The 13,923-nt window shown below is 38.3% G+C and carries 15 protein-coding genes; 11 read left to right on the forward strand and 4 right to left on the reverse strand.

The genetic code is table 11. The features are described 5' to 3' along the window. Positions 1-146 precede the first annotated feature (146 nt). Entirely contained in the window at positions 147-842 is a 696-nt protein-coding gene (locus BLW74_RS04500) for a hypothetical protein (RefSeq protein WP_089690236.1), read from the forward strand. Positions 843-915: 73 nt separating this feature from the next. On the opposite strand, the gene BLW74_RS04505 is transcribed toward BLW74_RS04500, so the two are convergent. Next, positions 916-2,076, reverse strand: coding sequence for a thioredoxin family protein (locus BLW74_RS04505; RefSeq protein WP_089690237.1), 1,161 nt, complete (start codon positions 2,074-2,076; stop codon positions 916-918). Positions 2,077-2,376: 300 nt separating this feature from the next. Here BLW74_RS04505 and BLW74_RS04510 point away from each other — a divergent pair, with 300 nt between their 5' ends. Next, positions 2,377-4,005 (forward strand): tetratricopeptide repeat protein, encoded by a 1,629-nt coding sequence (locus BLW74_RS04510; protein ID WP_167358370.1) that lies wholly within the window; start codon positions 2,377-2,379, stop codon positions 4,003-4,005. A gap of 319 nt (positions 4,006-4,324) precedes the next feature. Here the strand turns inward: BLW74_RS04510 and BLW74_RS04515 are convergent, their stop codons facing one another. The 3 genes from BLW74_RS04515 to pruA form a co-directional block, all read right to left on the reverse strand. Beyond that, complete coding sequence (locus tag BLW74_RS04515) at positions 4,325-4,534, reverse strand: hypothetical protein (RefSeq protein ID WP_089690239.1); 210 nt, start codon at positions 4,532-4,534, stop codon at positions 4,325-4,327. Positions 4,535-4,875: 341 nt separating this feature from the next. Then, entirely contained in the window at positions 4,876-5,097 is a 222-nt protein-coding gene (locus BLW74_RS04520) for a cytochrome C551 (protein WP_089690240.1), read from the reverse strand. A gap of 293 nt (positions 5,098-5,390) precedes the next feature. Further along, positions 5,391-7,016, reverse strand: coding sequence for an L-glutamate gamma-semialdehyde dehydrogenase (gene pruA / locus BLW74_RS04525; protein WP_089690241.1), 1,626 nt, complete (start codon positions 7,014-7,016; stop codon positions 5,391-5,393). A gap of 406 nt (positions 7,017-7,422) precedes the next feature. Between pruA and BLW74_RS04530 the strand changes: the two genes are divergently transcribed. From BLW74_RS04530 to BLW74_RS04570, 9 genes are all read left to right on the forward strand, one after another. Further along, the gene (locus BLW74_RS04530; protein ID WP_089690242.1) at positions 7,423-7,788 is read left to right on the forward strand and encodes a hypothetical protein; all 366 of its coding nucleotides are present in this window, start codon (positions 7,423-7,425) and stop codon (positions 7,786-7,788) included. A gap of 150 nt (positions 7,789-7,938) precedes the next feature. Beyond that, positions 7,939-8,241, forward strand: coding sequence for an urease subunit gamma (gene ureA / locus BLW74_RS04535; RefSeq protein WP_089690243.1), 303 nt, complete (start codon positions 7,939-7,941; stop codon positions 8,239-8,241). A gap of 12 nt (positions 8,242-8,253) precedes the next feature. Next, positions 8,254-8,622: an urease subunit beta gene (gene ureB / locus BLW74_RS04540; RefSeq protein WP_089690244.1), complete on the forward strand. Its 369-nt coding sequence runs from the start codon at positions 8,254-8,256 to the stop codon at positions 8,620-8,622. Position 8,623: 1 nt separating this feature from the next. After that, complete coding sequence (gene ureC, locus BLW74_RS04545; protein WP_089690245.1) at positions 8,624-10,345, forward strand: urease subunit alpha; 1,722 nt, start codon at positions 8,624-8,626, stop codon at positions 10,343-10,345. 102 nt (positions 10,346-10,447) lie between these two features. Further along, positions 10,448-11,095, forward strand: coding sequence for a hypothetical protein (locus BLW74_RS04550; RefSeq protein WP_089690246.1), 648 nt, complete (start codon positions 10,448-10,450; stop codon positions 11,093-11,095). Continuing rightward, a complete protein-coding gene (gene ureE / locus BLW74_RS04555; RefSeq protein WP_089690247.1) occupies positions 11,085-11,594 on the forward strand; it encodes an urease accessory protein UreE in 510 nt (169 codons plus the stop codon). Before BLW74_RS04550 ends, ureE begins: the two co-directional genes overlap by 11 nt. A 1-nt stretch (position 11,595) precedes the next feature. Beyond that, a complete protein-coding gene (locus tag BLW74_RS04560; protein ID WP_089690673.1) occupies positions 11,596-12,285 on the forward strand; it encodes an urease accessory protein UreF in 690 nt (229 codons plus the stop codon). Positions 12,286-12,481: 196 nt separating this feature from the next. Further along, the gene (gene ureG, locus BLW74_RS04565; protein ID WP_002977658.1) at positions 12,482-13,120 is read left to right on the forward strand and encodes an urease accessory protein UreG; all 639 of its coding nucleotides are present in this window, start codon (positions 12,482-12,484) and stop codon (positions 13,118-13,120) included. Beyond that, positions 13,121-13,909, forward strand: a complete 789-nt coding sequence (locus BLW74_RS04570; protein ID WP_089690248.1) for an urease accessory protein UreD — start codon at positions 13,121-13,123, stop codon at positions 13,907-13,909. The last annotated feature ends 14 nt before the right edge of the window (positions 13,910-13,923 follow it).

Here is a 13,923-nt window from a genome sequence, read left to right on the forward strand (position 1 = left end):
AACAGGCCTATTTAGCAGTATTATAGAAATAAACAATGTAATATTTGTTGGTTATTGAAAATTTAAATTATTTGTTAAATTTTGTATTATATTTTATTATTAACTTTATATGGTTAAATTTTAATTAATAAATTAAATAAAAACGTATGAAAAATTATTTATTGCTTGGGGCTTTTTTAGTTCCCTTATCTTTTTGTGCCCAAGTGGGTATTCAGACTCCAACTCCGCAAAAAACCCTGCATGTTAATGGTTCTTTACAGGTGGTAAACGAGATTAACGTAGGCGGAAACGCTTCAACTGCCGGGTCAGCCGGTACCTCAGGACAGCTGCTGACTTCTCAGGGCCCCGGTGTTGCACCGGCATGGCAAAGCTTTAATACGACAAGTGGAACCATTAATAGTGCTGTGTATATACAAGGAACTACGGCAGCTACAGCTACTGCCGGTACTACAATTGATGTACCTGGCGTTACCTATACTGTAACAGTACCAGCGGGAAAGACACAAACGCTTTTATTTACTATTTTGGGTTATGCAACATTGGTAGATGGGAATTCAAGTCAAGGTGTTTTTACCCTTTTGCAAGATGGGGTGAAAATTTCTTCAGCCTTTGCTTCCAAAGCAGGAAATTTTCCTGGAGGAGCAAGCTTAGGAAGTATGCCAATTCCTGTAACATTTTTGAAATCGGTTGTACTTACAGCAGGAACTTATACGTTTAAAGTTCAATATGCTGCTTGGTCTGGATCAGCAACAGTCAATTTTGTTCCTTCAGCGTATGGAGGGTATAACGGAGATACAGAAGCAATGCTTACCAAAATGCAGGTATTGGTATATAATAACTAGAATATTTTCAGCGTACAATAAAAAACCGCAGAACTTCAGTTCTGCGGTTTTTGTTTATTTAGTATAGCAACTATTAAAGACTTTTTAATAATTTCTCTGTATCCGAGGAATCCTCTCCTGTGCTTTTAGACAGTTCAATGGATTTTTCAGCCCAGATTTTTGCATTTTTCTTATCACCTATCTTATTGTAAAGATTTGCTAGAGTATCGGTATTGGCAAAATTCTGATCTTTTTTTACAGATTCCTGAGCCCATGTAATGGCTTTTTCCAGAGAGGCTTTGCTGTTTACATTTTCAAAGAAGTTCCACGCCAGAGAGTTCAGCTCTTCAGAACCTGCAGCAGAATAATCTTTGTATAAGTCAAGAATTAATTTTTCATACTCAGGAATGTCTTTATTCTTTAAAGCTCTGTTAGCCTTCATTCTTTTTAAGATCTTGTCAGCTTCTTCCTTGCTTAAAAATTTCTGAGCTTCTGCCATAAAATAGGCATCGTCCCACTTTTTGGTGTCCGGATTATAGGCTTTTTTAGAAACTGTGTTCAGCTTTATATTCTTGTCGAACTTTTCATATTTCTCGGCTGGAAAGAATTTAACAATATCCGCTTTTTTATTCTGAAATATTTTGTACAAAGGGCTGTCCGTTGTTTGTACGCCCGAAAGAAGCATCTGAACATCATCCTGCTCTAAGGTAGGCTTTTGCTCAAAATAACGGTTCATCACTTTACCGGAAAAATCAGCATCGTTATACATGGTGAGAACGGCAAGATTTTTTAAAAACTCAGGATCTTTTTCTCCTTTTTCAAACTGCTCCTTCAGGGAAGTCAGTCTTTTGTTAGGATCTTCAGCATCTTTTGCAAACTGGATGAAGTCTTTTTCTTCCACGTAACCCAGTGTTCTGTGTACCGCCTCACCATTTCCGTCAATGAAAAGATAAGTAGGGAATGCTTTTACATTATACTTTTTGGCAAGCTCTATTCCTTCTCCTTTTTCCATATCAATTTTTGCATTGATGAAGTGAGAGTTGTAATAATCTCCAACAGGCTGAAGCGGGAAAATGTTTTTTGCCATCAGTTTGCAAGGTCCACACCATGAAGCATATGCATCTATGAAGACCAGTTTTTTTTCTTTTTTTGCTTTCGCAAGGATAGAGGCGAAATTGCCTTCTTCAAATTTAATTCCCTGCGCCCATGCAAGGACACCGATAAAGATGGAGGAAAGTATTGCTATTTTTTTCATAAAACTTTTTATTCCATGCAAATGTAATAAATATGATGACACTCAGGCCGTTCATATTGAAAATAATTATCCGGTAACATTAGTTTTACAACACAGATAGGTTGATATGAAAGAAAATCATCTATTATTTTCGTATAATTATTAAAATTAATGCAAATGTACGTTTTAGGTTAAATAGTTAAATTTCAATATAATATTTTAATAAAAAATAAAATATCACTAGTTTTGTAAAAAACAAAAAGACACCTAGTGAGAATAATGATGAATTATTATAGAATAAAAATAATAATTTGTTCTTCTATGTCTAATAATCTACTGAAACTTGTGTTTTTGCTGATAACAGCAGTCCCCATATTTGCGCAGAAAAAAAGCAGCTTCGATCTGATCTGTGAAAAAACTTCTTCCGTTACCGCCTACAAAGATCTCCCTAAAGCGATCAAAACTGCAGATTCTCTTTATATGAAGGCACAGCAGCCCTCTGAAAAAATAAAATGTCTTGTTCTTTCCTCGGAGCTCTATCACCACGCCGGTGAGCTTAAAAAAGCAATTTGTTACAGCGAAAATGCCCATTCCGTAGTCAATCACATTGATGATCCTAAATGGATGACTGTTGTAACCAGATTACTTGCGAGGCAATATAGACAGGTAGGGTTATACGAAAGGTCCAGAAAATACATTGTTAAAGGGCTGGAAGCATCCGGCAGAATTACTGATTTTGAAAAAAGGAACGAAGCAGCAGGGCTGTTGAATCAGGAAATGGCTTTCTATGAAATGGAACAGGGGAATTATACCCATGCAATACATTATATTGAAACTTCCCTGAAATATTTTGAAAAGATAGACAGTAATGCGGAAGACAGAACCGCAGCAGCTTCTTATCAGCTGTTAGGAGACGTTTATTTTAAACTGAATGATTATAATACTTCTGAAAACTACTATAAAAAAGCAAAGGAACTCCTCAAAGATTCAAACTGTACATTAGGATTAATCTACAACGGACTGGGAGGCATCCGACTGAAACAGAAAAACTGGAAAGATGCAGAGCTGTATCTTAAAAAAGCAGAAAAAATAGCCGATACATCCCGGAGCCTGAAATTAAAAAAGGCAGTCTATTCCAATATCAATGATTATTACGAAGGAACTGGCGATAATTATAAAGCATCATTATATGCTGCAAAATATATACGTGCTTATGACAGCATTGCCGCCCGCAATCAAAGTTTTACCGGAAAGAGCTTAGAAAACCCGAAGGGAAAACCCGGTAAAAAAGCAGGACGGATGAATTTTGTGAAAAATACCACTATTATAATACTGTTTACCTCATTGGTGGGCTTACTGGTCTTTTTCAGATTCAAACAGAAAAAGCAACGATCCAAATTCAGAAACATCATAAGAGCTCAGTTTACCCTGATTGGTAAACGTAATCATGAGCCTGTAAGACCCACTTATGGGACAGAATTCTCCAATATATCCGTAGAAGAAATTGATGAGAAAGACTCTGAAGCGGACCGCAGAAGAAATGATTCTCTGATGACTTCCGAAACAGAATCCAAACTGCTTGAGCTTCTTGAAGAATTTGAGAAAGGTGATCTTTATAACAATAAAGGCATGTCACTTTCCTTTCTGGCAGGTGAGCTTGGTACGAATACCAAGTATCTGTCTTATGTTATTAATCAGCATAAAAGTTCTGATTTTAAAACATATATTAACCGTTTAAGAATCAGCTATATTGTAGACAAACTGATCAATGATGAAAAGTACAGACAGTATAAAATAAGTATTCTTGCCGATGAATGCGGTTTCTCATCGCACAGTAAGTTTGCTGCCGTCTTTAAGGCGGTTACAGACTTTTCGCCTTCTGCCTATATTAAGTACCTTGATGCAGAAAAGAAACCAGATAAGAATGCCCGTTTTCCTGAAAATGATTAAAAAGAGGCCAATTATTGAATTCTATCTTACCATTTTCACGAAAATGAACAACCTATTATTTTAGAGAAAACCTTTGCTGCCCTATATTTGTGACAGTTTCACAGGACATAACACAATCCTGATACAGCATATTACTTTTATTTCTTCTTCTGAATAAAGATCATTGTCTATGAAACTGTAATTCCCAATTTTTAAATCTTGAAGAAAAATATTCTGTTCAGAATATTCTGTATATCTCATAATCGGGGTTGATTGCCCGGTTTTTTTTCAGTCAAGTTTTTTTAAGTGCAAATCCACAGATTACTGTGGATTTGTGATTTTATTTAACTTTTGTGCTGTCGGTTTTTGCTTTTGAAGAATCTGACGGTGCAGGAGAAGGTATGGAATTGGCCACAGCAGAATCTCCCATTCTGTTTCTTAAAGAGTCTTTGTTGTGAGCATCTTTATATTCTTCTCTTTTTTCTTTGTTTTGAGCACAGCTTCCAAGAAAAAGAAGTCCGGTAACGGCTCCTATCCATAATTTTTTCATAACAGTTAATTTTTATGTTGGTTCTGATCAAATATAAGGATTTAAAGATAAAAGATAAAAGATAAAAGATAAAAGATAAAAGATAAAAGATAAAAGATAAAAGATAAAAGATAAAAGATAAAAGATAAAAGATAAAAGATTTACCTTAAATGTCTGGATTGAATACGTGTGAGTTTTAACCTGCCTTTAAAATAATATAAAATCATCGGCTTAGCCAAAACTTAAAAAAGTAAGCTAACATTCGAATCCAAACAGAATACTATTTTCCATACGATTCCAAAAAAAATCTGCAGAGCTTTCATCTGCAGATCTTCCATTTTTAGATTGAATGTTTATAATTACTATCTGGCAGGAGGTGTTGCCATAGAATCCTTTTTGATCTTGATACTGTCAGGATTCGTCATTTTAGTAGTCATTGTATCAGTAGTGGCAGGTGATACACTTTTTTGTGTGTTTTCTACCGCCGCTGAGTCCCGGCTACTTGTAGACATTGTCGATTCTTTGGTTCCACAGCTCACTGCAAATATTCCTATTCCAATAGCTGCTAGCAATAACTTTTTCATATTATTTTATTTTGGGGTGTTATAGGAAAAAATCAATAATTATTCCTAAATAGGTTTATGAAATCGTAAAATATAGGTAAATATTGTTAAAAAATGTTAGGTGATAGAGTGTTGGAGGTAAATTGGGGATGCAGCCTGAGAGTTTAGCGCCAAATTAAGTAGTCAATTTAAAATCTAAACTATAAACGAATCACGAACTCTGCAGGCATCCGCAAAAAAGCCCCGAAACCGAAATTCCGAGGCTGTATTTAAAAGAACAGACAATCATTTGCTCATTGCCTATGATTCATTACTTATCCAAGATAAGGGTATTTGTAGTTTTTTGGAGAAACAAAAGTTTCTTTTACGCTTCTTACAGAAGTCCATCTTAAAAGATTCATCTTAGACCCTGCTTTATCGTTGGTTCCTGACGCTCTGCCACCACCGAAAGGCTGCTGACCTACTACGGCACCTGTTGGTTTATCATTAATGTAGAAGTTACCAGATGCATTCTCTAAAGCTTTGTACGCTTCATTGATGGCGTAACGGTCTTGTGAGAATACAGAACCTGTCAATGAATACGGAGAAGATGAATCTACTAACTTAAGGGTCTCTTTCCAGTCCTGATCTTCGTACACAAATACAGAAAGGATTGGGCCGAAGATCTCTTCTACCATACTTTCGTACTGAGGATTAGTAGTTTCAATTACTGTTGGGTATACGAACCATCCTTTAGAATCATCTACTTTCCCTCCAATAGCTACAGTAGCTTCACCGGAAGCATTAGCTCTGTCAATATATCCTTTACATTTTTCGAAAGAATTTTTATCAATTACCGCGTTTACAAAGTTGGAAGTGTCTTCAGGAGAGCCTACTTTGATAGAGTTGATCTGAGTTTCCATTACTTTTTTCACGTCAGCCCAAAGAGATTTAGGAATATAAGCTCTGGAAGCAGCAGAACATTTCTGTCCCTGATATTCAAAAGCACCTCTTACCAATGCAGTAGCTACGGCTTCTACGTTAGCAGACGGGTGAGCAATTACAAAATCCTTACCTCCTGTTTCTCCAACAATTCTTGGATATGTTCTGTAATTGTGGATATTATCACCAATCATTTTCCACATACCCTGGAATACTTTTGTAGATCCTGTAAAGTGAAGACCTGCGAAATCACGGTGAGCCAATACTTTTTCAGCCGTTTCTTTACCATCTGTAAAGATCATGTTGATAACCCCTGCAGGAAGACCCGCTTCAGTTAGTACATCCATGATTACTTTTGCAGAATAAACCTGCTTGTCAGACGGCTTCCAAACCACTACATTCCCCAGCATGGCCATACAGGTAGGAAGGTTTCCGGAAATAGCCGTAAAGTTGAATGGAGTTACTGCAAAGCAGAACCCTTCTAATGGTCTGTATTCTACACGGTTCCAGATTCCGTTGTCAGAAACCGGCTGCTCAGAATACATTTCAGTCATAAACTCTACATTGAATCTTAAGAAGTCGATGAACTCGCAGGCAGAATCTATTTCAGCCTGATGTACATTCTTAGACTGCCCGATCATTGTTGCCGCGTTGATTACATCTCTGTAAGTACCGGCCAAAAGATCGGCTGCCTTTAAGAAAATTGCAGCACGCTGTTCCCAGCCTAGTTCATTCCATTCTTTTTTTGCTGCCAATGCCGCGTTGATAGCGTCATCCACATGCTGCATACCACCCTGATAGTAAAACCCGAAATCATGAGCATGATCCTGTGGAGACTGAAGCTGTACTTTTGTATCCGTTTTTACTTCTTTTCCATTGATGATCATTGGGATTTCTACCTTTTCAGCCCACATTTTTTTATAAGTGTCGATAAGGCTTTTAACTTCCGGAGATCCCGGTTCGTATGAATTTACCGGCTCATTTACCGCTAATGGTACTTGCGAAATTGCTTTTGACATATTACGTTTTATTATTTTATTTAAATTAATAAGATGTGTATACAAATTTACAATAATTATAAAGAAAGAAAAAATACCGTCTCTTTTTGTCAAATAAATTCTAAAAAGAATCAACAGGTACTGTAAAGATTTTTTTTAGCGGTAAAAATTATGAATTAGCAGCGTATTGTTCCTGTTTTTTACGTTTAAGAAAAAAATACTCGGATTTGCCATAATTACAGGAATTGGGACAATAAAATATTTGTCATAGTTTAAAAATTGTTATTAGCTGTTGTAAATAAAGGATTTATAGGTAAATAGTAAAATGATATAATTTCATATTTGTTGTGATTTTGAACATTTTAAATAATTTTTTTGATAGCCAAAGGGGTAAGATTGTTCTAATTTTACACCATTATTAACAGGTATGAAAAGAAGAGTCTTATTTTTCTCTTTTGTGATATTTTTCTCAGCGTTGTGTGCAGGTCTTTTTGCACATAAAGGGAAAAGTCAGCCATACTCTGATATCCTTTCAAAAATCCATCTTCTTCAGCAGAAATCTGATCAGCAGACCCAGCCTGAAATGTACAGTTTCTCAGACGTGCAGGATGTGCAGGATTCCAACGACTGGGAGAAAGTGAAGTTTGATTATTCAGTACTTGCCCAGCAATGGTTATTATATTTATTTGCAGGATACACGTATAATACTCAGGCTGCGGCCGTTCAGAACCGTACTTATATTACAGCGCCGAGATACATTCTGTACCATTGCTTACAGGTAGCAGGCTGCTAATTTCTTTTTTATCTTTAATGATCCATGGTTTGTATTCCCGTGAATACAGACCCGTAAGAATCATTCCCATTTTACATCTTTGAACATGTCTATTTGCCTTTATGGAGAGGCGAACCAGATACTGTTTGTCCAATTTTAAATAAAAAAAATATGCATTTAACACCGAGAGAAACGGAAAAGCTTATGCTGTTTCTGGCAGGCGAACTCGCTCTGAAAAGAAAGGCGAGAGGCCTTAAATTAAACTATCCGGAATCCATAGCGCTCATCAGCCATTTTTTGCTTGAAGGAGCACGAGACGGAAAAAAAGTAGCTGAACTGATGCAGGAAGGAGCTAACCTTCTTACTAAAGATGATGTGATGCCCGGTGTGGCAGACATGATCCACGATGTTCAAATAGAAGCCACTTTCCCGGACGGGACGAAGTTGGTCACCGTACACAATCCAATCCGTTAATACCAGCTGATTATGATACCAGGAGAAATTTTTGTAAAAGAAGGTACAATTATCTGCAATGAAGGCAGAGAAACTGTAAAAATAAGAGTAACAAACACAGGAGACCGTCCTATTCAGGTAGGTTCACACTTCCATTTTTTCGAAGTGAATAAAGCGATGAGTTTTGACCGTGAAAAAGCTTTCGGAAAGAGACTCAATATTGTAGCAAGTACTGCAGTACGTTTCGAGCCGGGCGAAGAAAAAGAAGTGGAATTGGTAGAGATAGGGGGAACTAAAAAAGCAATGGGCTTCAATAATCTTGTCGATGGGCAGGTAGATTCTGAAGAACAGAAAAAAGAAAGCCTTGCAAAAGTTGAAGAGTTAAACTTTAAAAATCATTAAGATGAGCTTACACGTAGACAGAAAACAATACGCCAATATATTAGGGCCTACAGCCGGAGATAAAATCAGACTGGGAGACACAGAAATCATCATTGAAATTGAAAAAGATTTCACTCACTATGGAGACGAAGCAGTTTTCGGAGGAGGAAAAACTGTACGTGACGGGATGGGGCAGAATGTTACCGCAAAAAGAGACGAAGGTGTTCTCGATCTTTGCATCACAGGAGCGGTAATTATTGACCACTGGGGAATTGTAAAAGGAGATATCGGGATCAAAGACGGAAAGATCGTAGGAATCGGAAAAGCCGGAAATCCTGATACGATGGATGGTGTAACACCTAATATGATCATCGGCGCCTCAACGGAAGTTCACGGAGGAAAAGGATATATCGTAACAGCAGGAGGAATTGACACTCACATTCACTACATCTGCCCTCAACAGATTGAAACATCCCTATACAGCGGAATTACCACAATGATCGGAGGAGGAACAGGTCCAAATGACGGAACCAATGCTACCACAGTAACGCCGGGAAGATTCAATATGCAGAAAATGTTGGAAGCAGCCGAAGAATATCCTATGAACCTCGGTTTCTTCGGAAAAGGGAACTGCTCAGCAGAAGAACCTATTGAAGAACAGGTGGAAGCAGGTGCTTTGGGAGTAAAGATCCATGAAGACTGGGGAGCTACTCCAGCGACAATTGATGCAGCGTTGAAAGTAGCTGATAAATACGACGTTCAGGTTGCCATCCACACCGATACGTTGAATGAAGGAGGGTTCCTTGAAGATACCATGAGAGCAATCAACGGAAGAGTGATCCATACATTCCACACTGAAGGAGCTGGTGGAGGCCACGCACCGGATATCATCAAAGCAGCTATGTATCCAAACGTATTGCCGGCTTCTACAAACCCTACACGTCCTTACACAGTCAATACAATTGATGAGCACTTAGATATGCTGATGGTTTGTCATCACCTGAGTAAAAATATTCCAGAGGATGTGGCATTTGCAGATTCCCGTATTCGTCCTGAAACCATTGCGGCAGAAGATATTCTTCATGATATGGGTGTTTTCAGCATTATGAGCTCAGACTCTCAGGCGATGGGAAGACCAGGAGAAGTGATCACAAGAACATGGCAGACGGCAAGCAAAATGAAGGAGCAGAGAGGCGCTTTGGAAGAAGATCAGAATATAGATAATGATAACTACCGTGCAAAAAGATATGTTGCGAAATATACCATCAATCCAGCTATTGCACACGGTATTTCAGAATATGTGGGATCTGTTGAAGAAGGTAAATTAGCCGATTTAGTGATCTGGAAACCAGCGTTATTTGGAGTAAAACCGGAAATGATTGTGAAAGGTGGGTTCGTCATTGCGGCTAAAATGGGAGACCCTAACGCATCTATTCCAACACCTCAGCCGGTTATTTACAGAAATATGTTCGGAGCCCATGGAAAAGCTAAGTTTGGTACTTGTGCGAACTTCGTTTCTCAGATTTCTATTGACAACGGAACCATTGCTTCTTACAAACTTGAAAAAATGATTCTTCCGGTGAAAAACTGTAGAAATATTGGTAAAAAAGACCTTATCCATAATGATAAGACACCTTTAATCGAAGTGAATCCTGAAAACTATAAAGTAACGGTAGATGGTGAATACATCACCTGCGAGCCTGCGGAAAAGCTTCCTTTAACTCAGCTGTATTATTTATTTTAAGAATACACGTAATCATAATGGATACCAACCTTGTAGGTTTCAAAAACCTATAAGGTGTATTTAAACGTGCCCTTACAGTATAATTAATTTGAACAGGTTAAAATGAAATATTTAAATAAAACAGTTTTTTCTGTTGCTATAGCAGGTATATCTATGCTTTCAGGAAATCTGAGAGCCCAGTTTCTGGGCGGGCACAGGCTTAAAAGTGATGAAGAAGGGCCAAAAGGACAGTTTATGGTCTACGGATCATTAGACTATTCAAAGCTCACCACACCTTCAAGCAGCAGCAGTACGGTTTCCAGTGCACCGTTGGGAGTAGGGTACTTCATCAATAATAATGACCTTATCGGAGTTAATTATGCTTACTCGCAGAATACAGTGGACCACAATGTAGTTTACAAGCAAAATGAAGCAGGAATCTGGTATAGCCCTTCGGTAATGCTTGGGAACTATTTTGTGTTGATTGGTCAGGTGGATGCCCACTATGTTTGGGGGCAACAGCTGTCAACAGCTGCTGACGCAATGCAGAATTTTAACGGATTCCGCCTTCGTGCCTATCCTTTGATTGGAATATTACTCGGAGGAGGCTGGGCCTTGAAGTTCAAATTTGCAGAACTTTCAATGCTTCAGACCAAAACGAAAGAAGAAGGCTGGACGAAAAGCTACGTAGCAGGAATCAGCGGTTCAACATTCGGGGTGGGAATCTCCAAAAACTTAGACTTCAGAAAAAAATCTAACAATGATAATTAATCAAATTATTGGCAATCTGGCAGAAAATCCTACGGTAAAATCCATAGATTATCTTGATCTGGAATGGTTTGAAACTACCAAGAGAATTCAGCGCAAAAAAACAAGACAGGGAACTGATGTTGCTGTCAGGTTTCTCAGAGAGGGACAACGTCTGCGTGAAGGAGATATTCTTTTTGAGGATGCAGAAAAAATAATTGCCGTAAATGTTCTGGAAACAGAAGCTATCGTGATGTCGCCCGCTTCACTGTTGGAAATGGGGACCGTATGTTATGAGATCGGGAACAAACACATTCCGCTGTTCATTCAGAATGATAAAGTTTTGCTTCCTTTTGAAATGCCGATGTTCAGATGGCTGGAAGCTAGTGGTTTCAAGCCGGAAAAACAATCTGTGAAACTGCTTAATCTTCTTAAATCTAATGTAGAACCGCACGGACACGGAATTCTGGGGTCAACAATCTTTACAAAAATCTTAAAAATGGCTGCTCCGAAAGATGAATAACATGAATATAAACTTCCTGTCAGGACTGCTTCATCTTGCGGATCCTACGCTTCCTATCGGCGGCTATACGCATTCCAATGGTCTTGAAACCTACGTTCAGGAAAGAATTGTACATAATGCGGATACCGCCAAAGAATTTGTGCAGAATATGCTTCAGTACAACCTCAAATTCAATGACGGTTCCTTTGTGAAACTGGCTTATAAAGCGGCAGAAAAAGAAGATTTAGAAACATTGATACTTCTTGATAATGAATGCAATGCGATAAAATGTCCGAAAGAAATCCGCCAGGCAAGCCAGAAACTGGGACTCCGGCTGATTAAGATTTTCAAAAGAAGAGAAAATTTCCCTTTTATGGAAGCTTTTGAAAAAGCGGTTCAGAATAAAGAAGCCAATTCCCATTACTGTATTGTGTTTGGCGTATATGCTTACCTCATGAAAATTCCTTTATATGAAGCTCTTTTGGGATTCTATTATACATCGGTCGCCGGAATGATCACCAATGCGGTGAAACTGGTTCCTCTGGGACAGCTGGATGGGCAGGATATTCTATTCTCACTCTATCCCGTAATGGAAAAAACAGTATGGGAAACCATGGAACTGGACAGGGATATGGTGGGGCTTTGTAATACTGCTTTTGATATCAGATGCATGCAGCACGAGAGACTGTATTCAAGACTTTATATGTCGTAAAAAGTAAAAATAAAAGACAAAAGGGAGTAAAGGCAAAATGATAAAAGGAAGTAGGAAAAGCTAAGGATACGAAGGAGCTTAAGATTAAATGAATAGGAGTATTAGCTGAATGAAATGCCTTTGCGATCGAAAATATTCACCATCAAAAAAACTTAGCGTCTATTGCGTTAAAAGAATAAAATAAAATGTAAAGAAAATGGAAAATAGAAAATATATAAAAGTAGGTGTGGCAGGACCTGTAGGTTCAGGAAAAACTGCATTATTGGAACGTTTAAGCAGAAAATTATTCGGGACTTATGACCTTGGAGTCATCACCAATGATATTTATACCAAAGAAGATGCTGAATTTATGGCAAAAAACAGCCTTCTTCCCCACGACAGAATTATCGGAGTAGAAACAGGAGGCTGCCCTCATACCGCCATTCGTGAAGATGCAAGTATGAACCTCGAAGCAGTAGATGAACTGGCAGCACGTTTCCCGGAAATTGAGCTGGTTCTGATCGAAAGTGGAGGGGATAATCTTTCTGCAACATTCAGCCCGGACCTTGCAGACGTAACCATTTTCATCATTGATGTGGCAGAAGGAGAAAAAATTCCCAGAAAAGGAGGTCCTGGTATTACAAGATCAGATTTACTGATCATCAATAAAATAGACCTTGCGCCTTACGTAGGTGCCAGCCTTGAGGTAATGGAAAATGATGCCCGAAGAATGAGAAAAGGAAATCCTTTCGTATTCACCAACCTGAAAACAGATGAAGGGTTGGATAAAGTAATCGGTTGGATCAAAAAATATGCTCTTTTAGAGGAAGTTGAAGAACCGAATTTGGTTAGATAAATGGATAGTCATTTAAGAATTATTGCAGGATTTAAGGGAGGAGAATCCTATGTGAAAGACCTTTATGTCTCACTTCCTTTCAGAGTAGTTTCTGTAGGACAGCGGAAAAGTGACAAAAAGCTCTATCAGATGGTGATGAGCTCCTCTCCGGGAATTCTGGATGGAGACCATTATCATTTGGATATTGCCCTTGAAAAAGGTGCGGCACTTCAGCTGCAGTCACAATCCTATCAGAGACTTTTCAACATGCAGGACAAGGCGCTTCAGGAGCTTATTGTCTCCATGGAAGACGAAACTTCTTTTGCCTATGTTCCGCATCCTATTGTTCCTCACGAAGACTCCAGCTTTAAGAGCAAAGCCCATATTCACATCGGAAAAAACAGTCAGATCATCATCAGTGAAATCATTACCTGTGGCAGAAAACACTATGGAGAGGTATTTAAACTGAAGCGTTTTCAGAATATCATGGAAATTTATCACAATAACAAGCTTGTAGTGAAAGATAATGTGCTGATTCAGCCCGACATGATCCCGGTCAGCAGTATCGGAAACCTGGAGCAATACACTCACCAGGGAACCCTTATTTTCTACAGTACAAAGGAAAATGTAGATAAAAACGGATTGATAGAACAGATTGTTGAATCTGCCGTACAGCATCGTCAAGAAATGGAAGTAGGAGTTTCCGCCATGGAAGATAATGGATTTGTAGTGAGAGCTTTGGGGCATGGAGGAGAAATGATGTACAACTTCTTCCTGCACATTCAGGAAATCCTTTGGTCACTCAAGTAAAAGAAGATAACCTG

It is taken from the genome of Chryseobacterium culicis (assembly GCF_900108365.1).
Taxonomy (GTDB): Bacteria; Bacteroidota; Bacteroidia; order Flavobacteriales; family Weeksellaceae; genus Chryseobacterium; species Chryseobacterium culicis.

Coding starts and splice junctions, on each gene's coding strand:
- BLW74_RS04570 (WP_089690248.1), top strand. CDS start 13,121: ATGGATAGTCATTTAAGAATTATTGCAGGATTTAAGGGAGGAGAATCC.
- BLW74_RS04560 (WP_089690673.1), top strand. CDS start 11,596: ATGAATATAAACTTCCTGTCAGGACTGCTTCATCTTGCGGATCCTACG.
- ureB (WP_089690244.1), top strand. CDS start 8,254: ATGATACCAGGAGAAATTTTTGTAAAAGAAGGTACAATTATCTGCAAT.
- BLW74_RS04530 (WP_089690242.1), top strand. CDS start 7,423: ATGAAAAGAAGAGTCTTATTTTTCTCTTTTGTGATATTTTTCTCAGCG.
- BLW74_RS04500 (WP_089690236.1), top strand. CDS start 147: ATGAAAAATTATTTATTGCTTGGGGCTTTTTTAGTTCCCTTATCTTTT.
- BLW74_RS04510 (WP_167358370.1), top strand. CDS start 2,377: ATGTCTAATAATCTACTGAAACTTGTGTTTTTGCTGATAACAGCAGTC.
- pruA (WP_089690241.1), bottom strand. CDS start 7,016: ATGTCAAAAGCAATTTCGCAAGTACCATTAGCGGTAAATGAGCCGGTA.
- ureG (WP_002977658.1), top strand. CDS start 12,482: ATGGAAAATAGAAAATATATAAAAGTAGGTGTGGCAGGACCTGTAGGT.
- BLW74_RS04505 (WP_089690237.1), bottom strand. CDS start 2,076: ATGAAAAAAATAGCAATACTTTCCTCCATCTTTATCGGTGTCCTTGCA.
- ureA (WP_089690243.1), top strand. CDS start 7,939: ATGCATTTAACACCGAGAGAAACGGAAAAGCTTATGCTGTTTCTGGCA.
- BLW74_RS04515 (WP_089690239.1), bottom strand. CDS start 4,534: ATGAAAAAATTATGGATAGGAGCCGTTACCGGACTTCTTTTTCTTGGA.
- BLW74_RS04550 (WP_089690246.1), top strand. CDS start 10,448: ATGAAATATTTAAATAAAACAGTTTTTTCTGTTGCTATAGCAGGTATA.
- BLW74_RS04520 (WP_089690240.1), bottom strand. CDS start 5,097: ATGAAAAAGTTATTGCTAGCAGCTATTGGAATAGGAATATTTGCAGTG.
- ureE (WP_089690247.1), top strand. CDS start 11,085: ATGATAATTAATCAAATTATTGGCAATCTGGCAGAAAATCCTACGGTA.
- ureC (WP_089690245.1), top strand. CDS start 8,624: ATGAGCTTACACGTAGACAGAAAACAATACGCCAATATATTAGGGCCT.